Source organism: Pseudomonas syringae group sp. J248-6, assembly GCF_032586995.1.
In the GTDB taxonomy this organism is placed as follows: Bacteria; Pseudomonadota; Gammaproteobacteria; order Pseudomonadales; family Pseudomonadaceae; genus Aquipseudomonas; species Aquipseudomonas amygdali.
Map to the genome: position 1 here is coordinate 451,965 of NZ_JAWHOP010000003.1, position 18,803 is coordinate 470,767.

19 protein-coding genes and 1 other RNA gene are annotated in these 18,803 nt (G+C 54.4%); 10 read left to right on the top strand and 10 right to left on the bottom strand.

What is annotated here, in order from left to right:
* Positions 1 to 123 precede the first annotated feature (123 nt).
* The 5 genes from carA to grpE form a co-directional block, all read right to left on the bottom strand.
* Positions 124 to 1,260 carry a glutamine-hydrolyzing carbamoyl-phosphate synthase small subunit gene (gene carA, locus RYC17_RS06350; protein ID WP_058407970.1) on the bottom strand — a complete coding sequence of 379 codons (1,137 nt, stop codon included), beginning with the start codon at positions 1,258 to 1,260 and terminating at the stop codon, positions 124 to 126.
* 216 nt (positions 1,261 to 1,476) lie between these two features.
* Positions 1,477 to 2,280, bottom strand: coding sequence for a 4-hydroxy-tetrahydrodipicolinate reductase (dapB, locus tag RYC17_RS06355; protein ID WP_004656680.1), 804 nt, complete (start codon positions 2,278 to 2,280; stop codon positions 1,477 to 1,479).
* 21 nt (positions 2,281 to 2,301) lie between these two features.
* Complete coding sequence (gene dnaJ / locus RYC17_RS06360) at positions 2,302 to 3,444, bottom strand: molecular chaperone DnaJ (RefSeq protein WP_002555138.1); 1,143 nt, start codon at positions 3,442 to 3,444, stop codon at positions 2,302 to 2,304.
* A gap of 326 nt (positions 3,445 to 3,770) precedes the next feature.
* Entirely contained in the window at positions 3,771 to 5,687 is a 1,917-nt protein-coding gene (gene dnaK, locus RYC17_RS06365; RefSeq protein WP_316902643.1) for a molecular chaperone DnaK, read from the bottom strand.
* 110 nt (positions 5,688 to 5,797) lie between these two features.
* The gene (grpE, locus tag RYC17_RS06370) at positions 5,798 to 6,361 is read right to left on the bottom strand and encodes a nucleotide exchange factor GrpE (protein ID WP_003313642.1); all 564 of its coding nucleotides are present in this window, start codon (positions 6,359 to 6,361) and stop codon (positions 5,798 to 5,800) included.
* 270 nt (positions 6,362 to 6,631) lie between these two features.
* Between grpE and recN the strand changes: the two genes are divergently transcribed.
* Entirely contained in the window at positions 6,632 to 8,305 is a 1,674-nt protein-coding gene (gene recN, locus RYC17_RS06375) for a DNA repair protein RecN (RefSeq protein ID WP_316902644.1), read from the top strand.
* Between the two features lie 62 nt (positions 8,306 to 8,367).
* On the opposite strand, the gene fur is transcribed toward recN, so the two are convergent.
* A complete protein-coding gene (gene fur, locus RYC17_RS06380) occupies positions 8,368 to 8,775 on the bottom strand; it encodes a ferric iron uptake transcriptional regulator (protein ID WP_002555142.1) in 408 nt (135 codons plus the stop codon).
* A 98-nt stretch (positions 8,776 to 8,873) separates the two neighbouring features.
* On the opposite strand from fur, the gene RYC17_RS06385 reads away from it, so the two are divergent.
* The gene (locus tag RYC17_RS06385; protein ID WP_316902645.1) at positions 8,874 to 9,395 is read left to right on the top strand and encodes an outer membrane protein assembly factor BamE; all 522 of its coding nucleotides are present in this window, start codon (positions 8,874 to 8,876) and stop codon (positions 9,393 to 9,395) included.
* Positions 9,396 to 9,459: 64 nt separating this feature from the next.
* Here RYC17_RS06385 and RYC17_RS06390 read toward each other — a convergent pair whose 3' ends face one another.
* From RYC17_RS06390 to RYC17_RS06400, 3 genes are read right to left on the bottom strand one after another with little or no spacing between them, the layout of a single operon-like run.
* Positions 9,460 to 9,774, bottom strand: a complete 315-nt coding sequence (locus RYC17_RS06390) for an RnfH family protein (protein ID WP_057412075.1) — start codon at positions 9,772 to 9,774, stop codon at positions 9,460 to 9,462.
* Complete coding sequence (locus RYC17_RS06395) at positions 9,767 to 10,201, bottom strand: type II toxin-antitoxin system RatA family toxin (protein ID WP_004656689.1); 435 nt, start codon at positions 10,199 to 10,201, stop codon at positions 9,767 to 9,769. Before RYC17_RS06395 ends, RYC17_RS06390 begins: the two co-directional genes overlap by 8 nt.
* A gap of 7 nt (positions 10,202 to 10,208) precedes the next feature.
* Positions 10,209 to 11,612: a sodium-dependent transporter gene (locus tag RYC17_RS06400; protein ID WP_029240803.1), complete on the bottom strand. Its 1,404-nt coding sequence runs from the start codon at positions 11,610 to 11,612 to the stop codon at positions 10,209 to 10,211.
* A gap of 113 nt (positions 11,613 to 11,725) precedes the next feature.
* On the opposite strand from RYC17_RS06400, the gene smpB reads away from it, so the two are divergent.
* The 7 genes from smpB to RYC17_RS06435 all read left to right on the top strand — a co-directional run bounded on the left by smpB (position 11,726) and on the right by RYC17_RS06435 (position 15,560).
* Positions 11,726 to 12,208 carry an SsrA-binding protein SmpB gene (smpB, locus tag RYC17_RS06405; RefSeq protein ID WP_002555146.1) on the top strand — a complete coding sequence of 161 codons (483 nt, stop codon included), beginning with the start codon at positions 11,726 to 11,728 and terminating at the stop codon, positions 12,206 to 12,208.
* A 289-nt stretch (positions 12,209 to 12,497) separates the two neighbouring features.
* Positions 12,498 to 12,782: a hypothetical protein gene (locus RYC17_RS06410; RefSeq protein ID WP_058407973.1), complete on the top strand. Its 285-nt coding sequence runs from the start codon at positions 12,498 to 12,500 to the stop codon at positions 12,780 to 12,782.
* 110 nt (positions 12,783 to 12,892) lie between these two features.
* Positions 12,893 to 13,280: a transfer-messenger RNA gene (gene ssrA, locus RYC17_RS06415) on the top strand.
* 249 nt (positions 13,281 to 13,529) lie between these two features.
* Positions 13,530 to 14,030 carry an Hcp family type VI secretion system effector gene (locus RYC17_RS06420; RefSeq protein ID WP_003313651.1) on the top strand — a complete coding sequence of 167 codons (501 nt, stop codon included), beginning with the start codon at positions 13,530 to 13,532 and terminating at the stop codon, positions 14,028 to 14,030.
* A gap of 29 nt (positions 14,031 to 14,059) precedes the next feature.
* On the top strand, positions 14,060 to 14,449 hold the full coding sequence (locus tag RYC17_RS06425) for a polymorphic toxin type 44 domain-containing protein (protein WP_003313653.1): 390 nt from the start codon (positions 14,060 to 14,062) through the stop codon (positions 14,447 to 14,449).
* A complete protein-coding gene (locus tag RYC17_RS06430) occupies positions 14,427 to 14,888 on the top strand; it encodes a hypothetical protein (protein ID WP_005744965.1) in 462 nt (153 codons plus the stop codon). Before RYC17_RS06425 ends, RYC17_RS06430 begins: the two co-directional genes overlap by 23 nt.
* Before the next feature lie 246 nt (positions 14,889 to 15,134).
* Positions 15,135 to 15,560, top strand: coding sequence for a DUF1493 family protein (locus tag RYC17_RS06435; RefSeq protein WP_057404795.1), 426 nt, complete (start codon positions 15,135 to 15,137; stop codon positions 15,558 to 15,560).
* 230 nt (positions 15,561 to 15,790) lie between these two features.
* Here RYC17_RS06435 and RYC17_RS06440 read toward each other — a convergent pair whose 3' ends face one another.
* Complete coding sequence (locus RYC17_RS06440; protein ID WP_054068339.1) at positions 15,791 to 16,291, bottom strand: PH domain-containing protein; 501 nt, start codon at positions 16,289 to 16,291, stop codon at positions 15,791 to 15,793.
* Between the two features lie 314 nt (positions 16,292 to 16,605).
* Here RYC17_RS06440 and RYC17_RS06445 point away from each other — a divergent pair, with 314 nt between their 5' ends.
* Positions 16,606 to 18,477, top strand: coding sequence for a DUF2075 domain-containing protein (locus RYC17_RS06445; RefSeq protein WP_057404797.1), 1,872 nt, complete (start codon positions 16,606 to 16,608; stop codon positions 18,475 to 18,477).
* Positions 18,478 to 18,803 lie beyond the last annotated feature (326 nt).

Sequence of the window (18,803 nt, forward strand, 5' to 3'; positions counted from 1 at the left end):
AATCCGCAGGTCAGTCGGCAAGCCGTCTTGAACATTTCTTTGAGGTGGCCTGGGCGGCAGCAACCGGACATTGAGTCCGGGGCCGCCCAGGGCACCTGCGTATTACAGTCTCAAGGCAACCGGTCAGCGTCGCTTGGCCATGGCTTCGATAAAGCGATCAAACAGAGGCGCGACGTCATTCGGGCCCGGGCTCGCCTCAGGGTGACCCTGGAAGCTGAACGCGCTCTTGTCGGTCAGCTCGATACCCTGCAGGGTGCCGTCGAACAGCGACTTGTGAATGGCGCGAACATTGCCCGGAAGTGTGGCCTCATCAACAGCAAAACCGTGGTTCTGGCTGGTGATCATGACCACACCGGTGTCCAGATCCTGAACAGGATGGTTTGCACCGTGGTGGCCGTGGCCCATTTTCACGGTCTTGGCACCGGCAGCCAAGGCCAGAAGCTGGTGACCCAGGCAGATACCGAATACCGGCACTTCGGTTTGCAGCACTTCCCTGATCGCCTTGATGGCGTAGTCGCACGGCTCGGGGTCGCCAGGGCCGTTGGACAGGAAAACACCGTCGGGCTTGTAGGCAAGCACTTCGCTGGCAGGCGTTTGCGCAGGCACCACAGTCACCCGGCAACCGCGCTCGACCAGCATGCGCAGAATGTTGACCTTGACGCCGTAGTCGTAAGCGACCACATGATAGGGCAGTTCGGAAGCAGCGATTTCAGGGTGGCTGTCGGTCTTCAGGTTCCAGACGCTGGAACGCCACTCGTAAGTGTCCTTGGTGCTGACTTCCTTTGCCAGGTCCATGCCTTTGAGGCCGGGGAACCCGCGAGCAGCAGCGATGGCTGCTTCTTCGGAAATGTTATCGCCAGCCATGATGCAGCCGTTCTGGGCGCCTTTCTCACGCAGGATGCGGGTCAGGCGACGCGTGTCGATACCGGCGATGGCAACGACGTTATTGGCTTTCAGGTAATCACCGAGGGACAGCTTGTTACGCCAGTTGCTGGCGACCAGCGGCAGGTCACGGATGACCAGGCCAGCGGACCAGACACGATCGGACTCTGCGTCTTCAGGCGTGGTACCGGTATTGCCGATGTGCGGGTAAGTCAGGGTAACGATTTGCTGGGCGTAGGAAGGATCGGTAAGAATTTCCTGATAGCCTGTCATTGCGGTGTTGAACACCACCTCACCAACGGTCTGACCGTCGGCTCCAATGGCTTCGCCGCGAAAAATGCTGCCATCAGCAAGGGCGAGTATGGCTGGCTTAGTCAAGAAGACCTCCCGTAAATAAAACCTGAAAGGGCGATCGCAGGCTGCAAAAAAGCGGAATGACGTAGTTACGTCACCCCGCTTTCTTATGGAATCATCTGCGCGCTTTTAGTGGACACACTAAAGCTGTAGCTTACAGAAAAGGCCCTTTTTGGTCTACCACCAATGAGCCTGAAGTGCGGGAAAATGCGACAGGGCCACGAATGGCCCTTTATGAAATCAATGCAGACCCAGTACATCCTGCATGTCGTAAAGCCCTGGCGCCTTGCCGTCGAGCCACATTGCAGCCCGTACGGCCCCCTTGGCAAAGGTCATGCGACTGGATGCCTTGTGGGTAATCTCGACCCGCTCGCCGTCTGCTGCGAACAGCACGGTATGGTCGCCGACAACGTCACCGGCACGAATGGTCGCAAACCCGATGGTCTGACGATCACGCGCGCCGGTCTGGCCTTCACGGCCGTAGACAGCGACTTTTTCCAGGTCGCGCCCCAGCGCACTGGCAACCACTTCTCCCATGCGCAAGGCGGTGCCGGACGGCGCATCGACCTTGTGCCGGTGGTGCGCCTCGGTGATTTCGATATCGACCTCATCACCCAGAACACGCGCGGCGGTGTCCAGCAACTTCAAGCAAAGGTTTACACCAATGCTGAAGTTGGCAGCGAACACAATCGGGATGTCTTTACCCGCTTCGACCAGACGCTGCTTCTCTTCGGCACTGAAGCCAGTCGTGCCGATAATCATGGCCTTGCCGGCCTTACGGCAGAACGCCAGATTTTTCAGCGTTACCGAAGGGTGGGTGAAGTCGATCAACACGTCGAACTCATCCGCCACTTTTGCCAGGTCGCCCGACAACGGCACACCGATACGACCCAGCGCAGCCAGCTCGCCTGCATCCGCACCCACCAGCGTGCTGTCAGGACGATCGATAGCGGCGGTCAACCCGGCACCCGGTGCCTGCTGAACCGCCTCGATCAAGGTCTTGCCCATGCGCCCGGCGGCGCCCACTACAGCAATACGTCGCATGCCCTGCTCCCGTTGATAGCCTTACAGATCGCCGAAGAAACGCTTCACACCCTCGAACCAGCCACTGGCCTTGGGAGAGTGGGACTCGTCGTTTTCAAGCGAAGTGCGGAACTCTTCAAGCAGCTCGCGCTGACGCTTGCTCAGGTTGACCGGAGTTTCGACCGCTACACGGCACATCAAGTCACCCGCACCGCCGCCACGCACCGGAGCGACACCCTTGCCGCGCAAGCGGAACTGCTTGCCGGTCTGGGTACCTTCGGGAATTTTCAGTTTGACGCGACCATCAAGGGTCGGTACTTCAAGCTCGCCACCCAGCGCGGCATCGGTAAAGCTGATCGGCACTTCGCAGAACAGGTGCTTGCCGTCACGCTGGAAGATCGCGTGTTCGCGCACATTGATCACGACATACAGGTCGCCGGTCGGCCCACCCTGAGTACCCGCTTCGCCTTCGCCAGACAGACGAATGCGGTCACCGGTATCGACACCTGGCGGCACCTTGACCGAAAGCGTCTTGGACTCTTCGACACGACCTTCACCGTGGCACGAATCGCACGGGTCGGAAATAATCTTGCCGTGTCCATGGCAGCGTGGGCAGGTTTGCTGCACAGAGAAGAAACCCTGCTGCATGCGAACCTGACCGATACCACCGCAGGTAGGGCAGGTAACGGGCGACGAGCCTTTCTTGGCACCGCTGCCATCGCACGGCTTGCAGTTGACCAGTGTCGGAACGCGGATATTCACGTTAGTACCGCGAACCGCTTCTTCCAGATTCAGCTCCAGCGTATAGCGCAGATCGCTGCCGCGCTGGGCACCGCCACGACCACCGCCGCCACCGCCACGGCCGCCGCCAAAGAAATCACTGAACACATCACCGAAGATGTCGGAGAAATTGGCACCACCGGCACCACCACCAAAACCGCCGCCGCCACCCATGCTCGGGTCAACACCAGCATGGCCATACTGATCGTACGCAGCGCGCTTGCTGGCATCGGACAGCACTTCGTAGGCCTCGTTGGCCTCTTTGAACAGCTCTTCCGAGGCTTTGTCATCAGGGTTACGGTCAGGGTGATGCTTCATCGCCAGACGGCGATAAGCCTTTTTCAGGTCCGCCTCGCTGGAGCCTCGCTCCACTCCCAACACTTCGTAATAATCACGCTTTGCCATAGTTCTTCCGCACTCTTGAGGACGTTCGGCAAGACCCTCCTGAACCCTGCCAAACTCGTTGAGCCCCATACAGGCCCTGGACCCAACTCACGTCAATTCAACGATCCTGGTCTTCGTTCAACAACCAGATGGATCTGGCCGAGAAAGCGGCAGAATGATTCGCCACGCAGGAGCGTAGCGATCTTGCCACATGGCTTGCGGAGCAAATCCGCACGCCGAAATTTTGCTTGTTCCAGACACGCCAACGCGGGAGCAAGCTCCCGCGCGGCGACATCCTACCAGTCAGCGCTCGAAAGAGGTCAACCGGCGTTCAAGTGAGCCTGCGCTTACTTGTGGTCTTTCACTTCTTCGAACTCGGCATCGACAACGTCATCAGCCTTGGTATTTTCTTCAGCAGGCTTGGCCGCTGCTTCAGGGTTTTCGGCCTGCTCGGCGTACATCTTTTGAGCGATTGGCGCGGAAACCTTCGACAGCTCTTCAACCTTGGCTTCGATAGCAGCCTTGTCGTCGCCCTTGATAGCGGCTTCCAGAGCAACCAGTGCAGCCTCGACAGCAGTCTTCTCTTCAGCAGTGACCTTGTCACCCGCATCAGCGATCATTTTGCGAGTCGAGTGGACCAGCGCATCACCCTGGTTACGGGCAGAGGCCAGCTCTTCGAACTTGCGATCTTCTTCGGAGTTGACTTCAGCATCGCGGACCATTTGCTGAATTTCTTCCTCGGAAAGACCGGAGTTGGCCTTGATCACGATGGACTGCTGCTTGCCGGTCGCCTTGTCTTTCGCGCCAACATGCAAAATGCCGTTTGCGTCGATGTCGAAGGTTACTTCGATCTGTGGCACGCCACGTGGAGCAGGTGGAATCTCGGCCAGGTCGAACTTGCCCAAGGACTTGTTCTGACCGGCTTGCTTGCGCTCACCCTGCAGTACGTGGATGGTTACCGCGTTCTGGTTGTCATCGGCAGTCGAGAACACCTGAGATTTCTTGGTAGGAATCGTGGTGTTTTTCTCGATCAGCGCAGTCATCACGCCGCCCATGGTTTCGATACCCAGAGTCAGCGGGCTGACGTCAAGCAGCAGAACGTCTTTGACATCACCGGCCAATACAGCGCCCTGGATGGCAGCACCCATTGCAACGGCTTCGTCAGGGTTGACGTCTTTACGTGCTTCTTTACCGAAGAACTCGGTAACCAGCTTCTGCACCAGCGGCATACGGGTCTGACCACCGACCAGAATCACGTCGTTGATCTTGCTTCTGTCGATGCCAGCATCTTTAAGCGCCATTTCGCAAGGAGCGATGGTGCGCTGAACCAGGTCTTCAACCAGCGATTCCAGCTTGGAGCGCGAAATTTTCACGACCAGGTGCTTTGGACCGGTTGCATCTGCAGTGATGTACGGCAGGTTGACTTCGGTCTGCGTGCTGGAAGAAAGCTCGATCTTGGCTTTCTCGGCAGCTTCTTTCAGACGCTGCATGGCCAGCGGGTCACCCTTGAGGTTCATGCCGCTTTCTTTCTTGAATTCGTCGACGAAGTAGTCGATCAGACGAATGTCAAAGTCTTCACCGCCCAGGAACGTGTCGCCGTTGGTGGCCAACACTTCGAACTGGTGCTCGCCATCGACTTCGGCAATCTCAATGACCGAGACGTCGAAAGTACCGCCACCCAGGTCATAAACGATGACAGTGTGGTCGCCCTTGGCCTTGTCCATACCGTAAGCCAGAGCGGCCGCGGTTGGTTCGTTGATGATGCGCTTGACGTCCAGACCGGCGATACGACCAGCGTCCTTGGTAGCCTGACGCTGACTGTCATTGAAGTAGGCCGGAACGGTGATGACCGCTTCGGTAACCGCTTCACCGAGGTAGTCTTCGGCGGTCTTTTTCATTTTCTTCAGGATTTCAGCGGAAATCTGAGGAGGTGCCATTTTCTGGCCATTCACTTCAACCCAGGCATCACCGTTGTCAGCCTTGACGATCTTGTAAGGGACCATCTGGATGTCTTTCTGAACGACATCCTCTTCAAACTTACGACCAATCAGACGCTTTACCGCATACAGCGTGTTGTGCGGATTGGTAACGGCCTGACGCTTGGCGGACTGACCAACCAGGATCTCACCGTCATTGGCATAAGCAATGATCGAAGGTGTAGTACGAGTACCTTCTGCGTTCTCGATAACCTTGACGTTACCGTTTTCCAGAATGGAGACGCAGGAGTTGGTAGTCCCCAGGTCGATACCGATAATTCTGCCCATCTTGACTCTCCCGAAACTTGCAAAACTTGGATTTGGTTGCCGCCAGTGCGCTTACACCGTGCGGTAGCTCTTAAACGCTTGACCTCTAAATGGGGGCCTTACAGCTGATTTCAAGCCTGCTCGTTGATTGACGGCGTTGCAGGCGACGGTGCCTTGCTGACCACGACCATGGCCGGGCGCAACAGGCGACCATTAAGCTGATAACCCTTCTGGAATACCTTGAGCACAGTATTAGGCTCGACGTCGGCACTTTCCTGCATGGCCATCGCCTGGTGCTGGTCGGCACTGAACGGTTGACCATGTGGATCAATGGCTTCCAGCTGATAACGCTTGAGGGTGTCCTGGAACATCTTCAAGGTCAGCTCGATGCCTTCACGCATCGGGCGAATGCTTTCATCGTCCGGACTGGACAGATCAAGGCCTCGCTCCAGACTGTCGATGATCGGCAACAGATCACCGGCAAATTTTTCCAGCGCAAACTTGTGCGCCTTTTCAACATCCTGCTCGGCACGGCGGCGGACATTCTGCAGATCCGCAGCCACGCGAAGGGATTGGTCCTGCGCAGCAGCCAGTTGCTCTTCGAGCACCTGCACGCGAGTTGTCAGTTCATCACCCGCGCCCGCTTCGGCAGCCTGATCCTGGGCCTGCGCATCCAGATTCTGTTCGTCAGCCATACATGTTCTCCTCTAAAAACGTCCGCGATCCCGATTCGCGCTTCTGCCCACCTATATGGGATCGGATTTTCCGGCTTCAAGGGTTTCATGCAATCGAGATACGCATTCCCTGACAAATAATGCGGATTCCGGACGAGCGAAAAATTGCGGACCGACACAAGAGCGACTAAAAACCACTGCAAACCGATCAAATCGAGCTAAGCGAAGGCATTGTCAGCAACAAATAAAACACTGTATAAATAACCAGACAAACAGCCCGGGAGCCGCTCAATGCTGGTGCACCTTTCCGTACACAACTACGCCATTGTCGAACACCTTGACCTCGAACTGGATCGAGGCATGAGCGTCATCACCGGCGAAACCGGCGCTGGCAAGTCGATCATGCTCGACGCCCTGGGCCTGACGCTGGGCGACCGTGCCGACAGCGGCGTGGTCCGGCCAGGCGCTGACAAGGCCGACATCCTGGCCACATTCGACCTGGGCGACATTCCCGAGGCACAGACCTGGCTCAAAGAGCGCGACCTGGACAACGACGGCCCCTGCATCCTGCGCCGGGTCGTTACCGCCGAAGGTCGGTCACGCTCCTACATCAATGGCTCGCCCTGCCCTCAGGGAGATTTGAAGGCACTGGGTGAACTGCTCATTGATATCCACAGCCAGCATGAGCATCAGTCGCTGCTCAAGACCGATACCCACCGACGCCTGCTGGACGAATACGCTGGCGCTACCGACCTGGCCCGTCAGGTCCATCTCGCCGCACAGCGCTGGCGGCAGACGCGACAAGAGCTGGAGCGCCTTTCCAATTCAGGGGACGAGCAGCGCGCACGCCATCAACTGCTCAGCTATCAGCTCGAAGAGCTGGAAAGCCTGAGCCTGGGCGAAAACGAGCTTGAGCAGCTCGAGCAGGAACACAAAGATCTGACCAACGCCGAAAGCCTGCTGAGCATTTGCCGACAAGTGGTCGAGCAGTGCAGTGAAAGCGATTCCGGCAACGTGCTCAATGCCCTGACTGCCAGCCTGCATCGGCTGGGCAGCGTCGACCATTCGCCGTCCGCACTGAGCGAGGCCACTGGTTTGCTGTCCAGCGCGCAGATACAGGTAGAAGAAGCGGTAGGCGAACTGAACCGTTTTCTGGATCACTTCGATGCCGACCCGGCCAGACTGCAACAGCTTGAAGAGCGTCTTGATGCAATCTATACACTGGCGCGCAAGCACCGCATTCAGCCAGGTGAAGTGGCCACGCTGCAGCAAAAGCTGCTGGATGAAATAGAAACACTGAATGCCAATGATGAATCCATCGAACGCCTGGAGCACGAAGTGCAGGCATTTGCCCGGCACTATCAGGAGAAGGCCCGCGAACTGAGCGACCTGCGCCGCAATTCGGCAACGACACTGGCCAGCGCCGTAGAGCAGGAAATTCATCGATTGGGCATGCCGGGCGGTCGTTTCCAGATCGACCTTAAAGCCAATGCCAGCGTAGAACCGTCGCCTCACGGTCTTGAGCAGGTAGAGCTACTGGTCAGCGCCAACCCCGGCCAACCACTGAAAGCGCTGGCGAAAGTCGCGTCGGGTGGCGAGCTGTCGCGTATCAGCCTTGCAATTCAGGTCATTACTGCACAAACCTCGCGGGTGCCGACGCTGGTATTCGACGAAGTCGATGTGGGCATTGGCGGGCCGACCGCCGAGATCGTGGGGCAATTGCTGCGTCGTCTGGGCGAGCGCGGGCAAGTCATGACCGTTACCCACCTGCCGCAGGTTGCCGCGCAGGGCCATCAGCATCTGTTTGTGCACAAGGTCCGCGACAACGACGCCACGCGTACGGCGGTCTCAAAGCTCAGCAAGACCGAGCGCATAGAAGAAGTGGCGCGAATGCTGGGGGGCATCGACCTGACCAAGGAATCTCTGGCGCACGCCAAAAAGATGGTCGTTACCGCTAAAAGCTGAACCACAGAAAGCACAAAGGCGACCCGGGGTCGCCTTTGGTGCTGGTTTTTACGCCGTCTGGCTTACGCCTTCTTGTTGCGGACGTAGAGCACCAGATTGTGGTCAACCAGATCAAAGCCGTGTCTTTCGACAATAGCCTTTTGAAGCTTCTCGATTTCTTCGTCGAAGAACTCGATCACCTCACCGGACTCCACGTTGACCATGTGGTCGTGATGGCCGCCATCAGCCAGCTCAAACACAGCATGACCGCCGTCGAAATTGTGGCGCACCACTAATCCAGCAGCTTCAAACTGGGTCAGAACACGGTAAACCGTGGCCAGGCCGACGTCCTCGCTTGCCTCCATAAGCGCCTTGTAGACATCCTCGGCACTCATGTGGCGCTGCTCGGCAGAATCGAGCATTTGGAGTATTTTAACCCTTGGTAGGGTTACCTTTAGTCCTGCTTTACGTAGTTCGCTATTTTCAACCATGGTCAGCTTTCTCGCAGACGCTGCTTCGCAGCTTCTCTTAATGCAGGTATGATCGGGGTTTACGTTGTCCCAGCCAAGATAGTGGAAGTCGCCCACCGATGCAAAACACCAAGCTCTTGCTAACCAGTTTCACCTTCGTGGGACTGCTCGCACTCGCCGGTTGTTCATTCCCCGGGGTTTACAAAATCGACATCCAGCAGGGTAATGTCGTCACGCAGGACATGATAGACCAGTTACGCCCCGGAATGACCCGACGGCAAGTACGGTTTATCATGGGCAACCCCCTGTTGACCGACACTTTCCACTCCGATCGGTGGGATTACCTGTACAGCCTGCAGCCAGGTGGCGGTGAACGCCAGCAGGAGCGTGTCAGCCTTATATTCAACGGCAATGACCAGCTTGTGAGCCTGTCTGGCGACTTCATGCCCGGTGTCAGCCGCGATGAAGCCATTCTCGGCAAAGGCAGCGATACCACTGTCCCGGCAGAGAATCAGCCGGTGCAGAAGCCTGAAGAGCCGGCCAAGCCAGGTTCGTTGCTGGACAAGATCCAGAAAGACGTGGACAGCGTCGAGACCGTACCTGTCCCGACCCAAGAGCCTCTGGACACCAGCTCTCGTTAGTCCTCAGCGCTCAACAAAAAGCCCGGCATGCCGGGCTTTTTTGTGCCTTTCGTTCAGTCAGCGTTCAGCCGGGAAGCGTCCGTTTCTCCCGCGCCCTGGCGGCACGCAGACGCCTGATCTCCATGGGATCGGCCAACAGCGGACGATAGATCTCGATTCGCTCACCCGCCTCCAGCACCCGTGTGGAAGGATCAGCCACCACCTTGCCGAAGATGCCCACGGCACACTGCGTCAGATCCAGCTCCGGAAACTGCCTGTCCATGCCACTGAGAGCCAGTGCCTGACGCACCGAAGAGCCTGCCGGAACATCCAGCGTCATTAACACCTGACGCTGCACAGAGGCGTACACCACCTCAATCTGAATCACTGCTTCAGCCATGCAGCTCTTTCGCTCGCTGGCAGAACGCGTCCACCAACGTATTGGCCGCCTGATTGAACAGCGGCCCGAGCGTGGCGCGAACGATAGAGCCGGCATAATCGAAGGACAGATCCAGGCTGATCTTGCAGGCCTTCTCGCCCAGCGGCTTGAATGTCCAGACGCCATGAAACTGCTCAAAAGGCCCCTCAACCAGGTCCATCACGATCGACTCGCCTGGGGTAAGCGTGTTGCGCGTCATGAACTTCTGGCTCAGACCGCCCTTGGCAATTTCCAGGCTGGCGCGCATCTGCGCTTCGCTGGACTCGAGCACGGTGGCAGAGGAACACCACGGCAGAAACTCGGGATAACGGGCCACATCATTGACCAGGTCATAAAGAAACCCGGCCGGGTACGGCAGTAAAGCAGAGCGTTGTATATGCGTAGTCATGTGAGCGTCATTTCCAGAGCTGAGCGGCAAACACCACAAGAATGCCGAGCGGCGCCACGTAGCGCATCAAAAAGAACGTCAGGTTGAAGAGCAACGGACTGCGAATCGACAACTCGTCACGCACCGTCTCACGGCTCATCACCCAACCAGCGAATACCACAAAACACAACCCACCCAGCGGCAACATGATCCGCGAAGTGAAGAAATCAATGACTCCAAAGAAGTCCAGGCCAGTCGATGCGCCCCACTGGTAGAGGTGGAATACACCTCCATCGTTCACGAAAAACTTGGCTTTTTGCCAGATATTGAACGAGAACACCGTTCCCAGCCCCACAAACCAGCAGGTAAATGCCAGCCAGAACGTCACCCACGCGCGGCGAATACGGGTGCGCTCAACCAGATAGGCAACCATGGGTTCAAGCAGCGAAATCGCCGAGCTCCAGGCCGCTACAGCCACCAGCACGAAGAATACGACGCCCATCAACTGCCCGAATGCCACGTTGCCGAACGCGTATGGCAACGTTACAAACATCAGGCCCGGCCCCTCACTCGGGTTCAGGCCGGCAGCAAAAACGATAGGGAACAGTGCAAGGCCCGCCAGCAGCGAAACAAAGGTGTCGAGCAACGCGATGCCAACAACCGTGGTGCTGATGGATGCGCCCTTGGTCATGTAAGCGCCGTAGACCATGATCGAGCCGACACCGACGCTCAGGGAAAAGAACGCATGCCCCATCGCAGGCAGCAAACCATCCAGTACCTTGTCGGGATTGAAGTCGAACATGAAATGCACGCCTTCCATGAAATGCCCGGTGGTCAGGCTATAGCCCAACAGCGCCAGCATCAGCAGGAACAGCATCGGCATCATGATGCGCAGGCTCTTCTCCAGACCGGCCTCAACACCCTTTCCGATCACCACCGCCGAAAGCAGCATGAAAATGGTGTGCCACAGAATCAGACGCCATGGGTCGGCAATCACCGCGCCGAAATAGGCACCGACCTGATCCGGCGAAACACCCTGAAAATCGCCGCGCCCCATGTCGATGATGTAATCCAGCGACCAGCCGCCCACCACACTATAAAAGGAGAGAATCAGCAAAGCCGTGATCATTCCGGCAAAAGCGCCCCATGACCATCGCGCCGAATGCCCCGCTTCCAGCGCCAGCGTCTTGAGCGCATTTGCAGGACTGAGTCGGGAACGACGGCCAATCAGCGTCTCGGCGATCATGACCGGAATGCCGATCAGCGCGATGCACGCCAGAAACACCAGTACAAATGCACCGCCGCCATAGGCACCGACCATGTACGGAAATTTCCATATGCTGCCCAGCCCCACGGCAGAACCTGTGGCAGCCAGGATGAACACCCAGCGGCTTGCCCAGCTACCGTGGACTGAAACCTTGTCCGTCGACATTATCGAAACGCCCAGCCAAAAAAGATCGCGCATTGTCCGGGATTCAACCTTTGTGCTCAAGCACGCGCTTTCCCATAGCCGACATTGATGCAACTCCTTATAATGCGCCCCCTATGGCTAAGCTCAAGAAAAACCCTACAGGGACCATCGCGCAAAATAAAAAGGCGCGTCACGATTACTTCATCGAACACAAGTTCGAGGCCGGTCTGGTCCTGGCTGGCTGGGAAGTAAAAAGCCTGCGTGCCACCAAGGTACAGCTGGTCGACAGTTACGTGCTGCTCAAGGATGGCGAGGCCTGGCTGATGGGTTGCCACATCACGCCTCTCAAGACTGCCAGCACGCACGTCATCGCTGACCCGACACGCACCCGAAAACTGCTGCTGAACAAGCGCGAGCTCGAAAAGCTCACCAGCTCGGTTCAACAGAAAGGCTATGCCTGCGTGGCCCTTTCCGTTTACTGGAAGGAGCACTTGATCAAGTGCGAAATCGCGCTGGGTAAAGGTAAAAAGGAATACGACAAACGCCACACCGAGCGTGAACGCGACTCGGACCGTGAGCTACAGCGTGCCGTGCGCTCCAAGGGCAAGGACGACTAACTTCCTGCCTGTGCCAAATGCCTGTAACGGGCATTTGGCAGTGCGCACTTTCAATCCATCTGCCCCTTATCCCACCCCGCACAATCACAACCTCAACGCGAAGATCGCCCCACTTTGGTGCCTTAACCGCCCAATGTGGCTTTTTCGCATCTGTCTGAAAATAAAATAGAACGCCTGCGCTACAGCACAGTCAATCCTTTAGGCCCTGAACATGAACGGGCTTTCAAACCCTCGGGCGACGGCCTCAACGACCGGCCATACCGAGTCCACAGGTTATAAGGAGAGACACATGATGCGTACCGCCCTCACTGGATTGTTCCTCAGCGCCGCCCTGTTGGCTTCGCCGGTTTTTGCCGCCGATGATTTGTGCGCTGCAAACATCAAAACGATTGAAAATGCTCAGGTTTCTTCCGGCACCAACCTGAGCCCGGAAAACAAGACAATGCTACAAACCACTGAGCAAAACGCCAAAGCGGCTCAAGCTCAGAACGACGAGAAAAAATGCGTCGAAATCACCACCAAGGTGATCACCTCGCTGAAAAACACCGGCTCGGGCAGCGAAGGCACCAAGTAACCCCTTCGATCAGGCTCGCCACCCGGCTAGCCTGATCGATTGCAGCAAACGGGTCGACGTGGCACGCCAATCGGCGTACACTGCGCCCCAGCGACTGCGAAAGCAGTCTCGGGGCCGATTTGGATTCGACGCCGGTGATGAAACTTTAGGTGCATGCCGAGTTGGTAACAGAACTCGTAAATCCACTGTTGCAACTTTCTATAGTTGCCAATGACGAAAACTACGGTGCTCAACTAGCTGCGTAAGCAGCCTAGCCGCACTTCTGGTAGCTTCGGCTCCAGCAATCATCAGGGGATGTCTGTAAACCCAAAATGATTGTCATATAGAACAGAATCGCCGTGCAGTACGCTGTGGACGAATCGGCTAAAACTTACACAGCTCGCCCAAAGCACCCTGCCCGTCGGGTCGCTGAGGGTTAACTTAATAGACACGGCTACGCATGTAGTACCGACAGCGGAGTACTGGCGGACGGGGGTTCAAATCCCCCCGGCTCCACCATACAAGCGTTACAAATAAAGCACTTCGCGTTCATCGCAAGTGCTTTTTTTGTGCCTTTTTGGGCCGTATTGGCTCAGTAATGCCGGCTTTATTACAGCCTTGGCTGCCCGGCGGGCCTGATTTTCTACTGAAAATTTTTTGCCCCCCTCTCTGCACAATGCGCGTCCTACACCACAGACTGAGCGATTCACATCAAAAATGCTTCCGTGTAGTATCAAAAGCTCTGGATCGCATTAAAAGGAATTGAAGATGTCATTAGAAGCATATCTGCAGATCGAAGGAGTTCCCGGCGAGACTCTCTCAGAAGGCTACGAAAACTGGATCGAGCTGCAAGACTTCGACCTTTCGGCTAGCCAGACTGCCTCAGCTACCTCCACATCGGCCGGCGGTGCAACCTCGGGCAGGGCCTACATGAGCGACATGCTCGTTCGTAAGGCTGTTGATAATGCCACCCCAAAGCTTCATGAGGCATGCTGCAGCGGTAAGCACTTCAAGCAGGTATCTGTGCATCTTTTCCGTGCTGGCGACCCAAAAGTCAAATACCTGGAGATAAAACTCGAAGAAGTTATTATCAGTTCTTTTTCATTAACGGGCAATGGCGACCAGGATAACAGTTTCCCAAGCGAACTTATCGCTCTGAACTATGGAAGAATTCAACTTATTTACTCCAAGCAAAGTCGAAAAACAGGGCAAAGCGCTGGACAAATTGCTGGCGGCTGGGATGCTATCAGTAACAAGATATTTTCATAACTACTCATTAGATTTCGCAGGGACAGGCGATGAATTACGAAATGCCAGCAGTCATTCCTCCCGGAGTCAATGTAGACGTCCACATGAAGCTCGCGAACGATCAGTGGAAAAAAGATCCTAGCACGGGTGCGTTCATGAGTTGGTTTTACTACAAAGTACGTAACAAGAGCCCGTGGGACTACAAGCAGAAACATCCAGAGTGGGAAGACTTCGGCAATTTTCATTACGGCGCTGTTGGGACAGCCGGTCAATTAACTGAACAGCTTCTACTGAGAGCCGCTGGGTTCGCCCAAGGAGAAGCCAAAACACGAAAGCATAAGTGGGGCCATTGGTTCTGGCTGCCTCCATACGGGGATGACCCTAAAGACCAGAAATGGATAAAAATGGGGATCTTGTATGCAAAATCCAAAGGATACTAACTTCAGATTTACTTACAAGAATTCATTTTGGATACTTGTGATCTTTTTAATAGCCAAGACGTTTCTTGGTGACTTTTTTGATTTCGGTAGTGACGCAGATGAAGTAGTGTTAAAACGGCGGCTTCCTCAGGGTGATTGGCTGTATGTTACGCGCTACGGCGCCATGGCTACCGACGTGGACACACTACGCTTTTTCATTAGCAAACCGCTTGAAGGCGATGATTCAGAAGTATTACATAAACTTAATAAGGAAAGCGAATTCCTCATCACGGATAGCTCTTTAGAAAACGTCGCAATACATGACACACCCAATGGCGTAGGAATCACGGTAAAGGGTGCTGTCTACCGTTACTTTAGCAAGGAGTATGTCACTGAAGGCGACGACCTTAGAAGTTACAGAATTACGCTAACTCAAGAAGATACTACGCCAAGGGACTGACAGATAAATCTTAACTTTAGAGCTAACTGTATCGATAATTTCCGACAAGCCCTAGCTAGAACTTGCTGTTCCGAGTCGAACGAAATTGGACGTTAGACTCTTAGTTAAACCAGCGGCTAGGTACAGCCACACTCGGCTAACGTCCGTTATCGGAAGGTCTTATACCGCATGCTAGCCCAACAAGATCGGAGACATAACGCTGAACACCTACAACTTTATCGAAGATAAGCAAGGTGCTATTTTAAAATGGATAAAAACGATCTGAACCATGACATCCTTAATTATCTCATAGAGAGAATCTACTTTTATGTTGGGTTCGGCAAAAAAGCATTTGAAATTCTCAGCCTCGCCACCAGAGTCAGTTGGGATCTAGGTCTTGACGGTGACGATGCCAGTGACTTCATGGAAGATTTTTTCGAACACCTTGGCGTCGACCGCGGCGACTACGACCACTATCGTTATTTCAAGCCTGAAGGGACTGATATTTTCGTGTTCTTCAGATCTAAAGATCGGCGTGCAAAGACAGTAATGACGTTAGGCATGCTGTATGAAGCAGCCCAGGTGAAGTCATGGAACTGCGAAACTCTTGAAAAAGCAAGCTTTAGTAGCTTGCCAATTTACAGTAAAACCGAAGAAATCCCTATTGATGGATTTAGTATAAAAACACAATGACTTTGATACCGGAGGCTTAACTGTAGCGGTCAACTGAATCAGTTATGGACATCGTCGAACATCTTCTACTTCGGCGTGCATTGAGAATTGAAGCAGATAGTTTTAAGCAAAATCCCCCCCAAAAAAAAACGCCTAAGAAAGGCCTTAAACAGGAATCATTTTTTAGTGCCCTTTCAGTCTAAGAAATAAAAAAGCCCAGCGTGGTTGCTGGGCTAATAGCGTCCTTAATCCTACAATCTGCTCAGAAGCTCAGTTTTTTTTGAGGAAAACTCTTTTTCAGTCAAGTGTCCGGCAGACTTCAGCTCAGCCAATCGGGTCAGCGCATCCATTATATTAAAGCCCTCCACTTGAGAAGACGTGGGTAGTGGATGCGTTACACTTCGACCAGACTCTATCGCATCAACCAGTATCTGATCTTGCTCTTTCTTGAATGACTTGAACTCAAGGGAATCGTGTGACGTATGAAGTCGTATTGAGCGGTGCCCCATAAACGACTTACGTTCGATGGATGTGATTGCCTTGAGAGGGATCGTTTCATTCACCTCGCCAAAAAAACCAGCGCGGTAAAAAATAGCTCTGGCAGTGGTGACAATCATTGAGCCATTTTGCTGGGTATTCTTCCCCTTGCCCATCATTTCACCGATATATCCATCTCCCCAAGCCACCACCTGCTCCCCCGACTGCAGGTGCTTTCCTCTGAATTTCATGACGTGTTTTGATTCCTTAGACACTTTTATGCTCCTTGCTATTAGCTCTAGCTGCGATCATAGCCAAACATAATGTCGGCAGCTAGCAAAAAACCATTCCCGAATTCAAACAGGATCGCCACCTCAGGTTAACACCTTCCTAAATCGAAAAGCCCCGCCCATGGCGGTGCGTGTCACAAGCCGCTCCAAGAAATGTGCGAAAAATCGGCCACGAAAAGCGAAAGGTCCTACAATCTCAGCCTACGTTTTCTGATCGTATTTTGTGTGCTGCCAGCAAACCCGCCTGCACCAGCAAAAAACTACGATTAATTCTGAGCTTGGAGCTCTAAGGACCTCGTGTGATCGTATACGCTGCGACCAAACAGCAGTTTCTCAAAGACAGCGATAACGACGATATTGAAGAAGTGATTCTCAGGCATTTCAAGGAAGCCACCGGAAAGAAGGTTGGCGCTTCTGAGATCAAATCCTGGCAGGGATCACTGACTTACATGGCTAAGGTGCTGCGAGACGACAGTCTACCCAGCGACGCAGGATTGGCTATCGAGCTGCACATCCCCCAGTCATCGAAACGTATCGATTTCTTGCTGACAGGCCGTGATGAGTTTCAGGCAAAAAACGCGGTTTTGATTGAGCTAAAGCAGTGGAGCAAGGCAACCGCAACCACAAAGGATGCCATCGTAAAAACGGCGTTGGGTGGCAGCCAAGTCGAGACTATCCACCCCTCTTATCAGGTATGGTCGTACGCCGCATTACTGGAGGGCTTTAACGAAGCCGTCTATGACAAAAGCATCGAGGTACGTCCCTGTGCCTACCTACATAACTATGTCAGCGACGGAGTCATCAATTCTGCTCACTACGAACCCTATACCAGCAGAGCACCTTTGTTCCTTAAAGGCCCCGCAGAGCTCGAAAAACTGCGAGTTTTCCTCAAGAAACACATTGTTCACGGTGACAATAAAGAGGTGCTTTACGAGCTTTCGAACGGAAAAATTCGCCCGTCCAAAGCTTTGTCTGAAGCCCTAAGTGGGCTAATGAAAGGCAAGCCTGAGTTCATATTGATCGATGATCAAAAGACCATTTTCGAGTCCGCTCTCTCGGCAGCAAGCCAAGCGACTATCGAAGTACCAAAAGTGTTGATTATTGAGGGTGGTCCGGGTACCGGAAAAACGGTATTGGCGATTAACTTGCTGGTAAGGCTCACCGCCTTGAGCCTGTTGAGCAAATATGTGTCCAAAAATGCTGCCCCACGCAAAGTTTACGAGAGTAAATTGATCGGCACAGTAAAGCGAACCCACTTCTCTAATTTCTTTTCCGGTTCGGGTGCATTCATCGATACCGAACCTAATACCTATGATGTGCTCATCATCGATGAGGCTCATAGGCTCAATGAAAAAAGTGGCTTGTACGGAAACCTTGGCGAAAACCAAATCAAGGAGCTGATCGATTCAGCAAAGTGCTCAATCTTCTTTATCGACGAAGATCAGCGCGTGACCCTGAGCGACATCGGTAGCAAGCAGGCGATTCGCGCATTTGCCAAAGCCAAAGGCGCGACCGTGGAAGAGTATGTGCTGTCATCCCAGTTCCGTTGCAGTGGCTCTGATGGCTACGTTGCGTGGTTGGACAACGTATTGGAGATTCGCCCAACAGCTCACCCCCTGCTCGACACCAGAGACTATGAGTTCAAGGTGTTCGATTCGCCTCAAGCCATGCATGCCGCTATAGAGCAGAAAAATCACGGCAACAAGGCTCGCGTTGTCGCGGGGTACTGCTGGCCTTGGCTCAGCAAAAAAGACCCCAAGGCTTCGGATATTGTTATCGGCGACGACTACGCACGCCAATGGAATCTGGATCAGGACGGCAGCTTATGGATTATCGCTGAAAACTCCATTGAGCAGGTGGGGTGCATCCATACCTGTCAGGGTCTTGAGGTGGATTACATAGGAGTGATCATCGGGCCGGATCTGGTAGTGCGGAACGGACGAGTGGTGACATCACCACATGACCGAGATAAGCATGATAAGTCGATTCGAGGTTGGAAAAAGTTGATGAAGGAGCAACCTGCCCTAGCGCAACAGGAAACAGACCTGATAATAAAAAACACATATCGAACACTGATGACCCGTGGAATGAAGGGCTGCTTTCTGTACTGCACTGATCCGGAGACCGCGCAGTATTTTGCCGGTAGGCTTGCGGGAGAAAGTAACGACTGACGAGCCATAAAAATCTTGGCCAGGCGTGGCGACGGATAAGGCGAATGTCATTGCATCTGAAGATATCCAAGAAAAAGCCCCAGCAGGTGGGGGCTTTTTCTTCGGTATCGCGAAACTGCGTTTTCACACAGCCTGCCACGGCGTCTTTTTTGTACTTGATTGATCTAACGCCGTTAGGACACTTGAACGAACTCCGCGACGGAGAGCCGCATAGCTCAAAGCCTATCGCACACACTCAACCTTCAGGCCTCCACAGAGCGTATGCCATAGCGATAGCCAACCCAGCCCCCATATCCAGCACACCTCACCCCCCACACCCACTAACC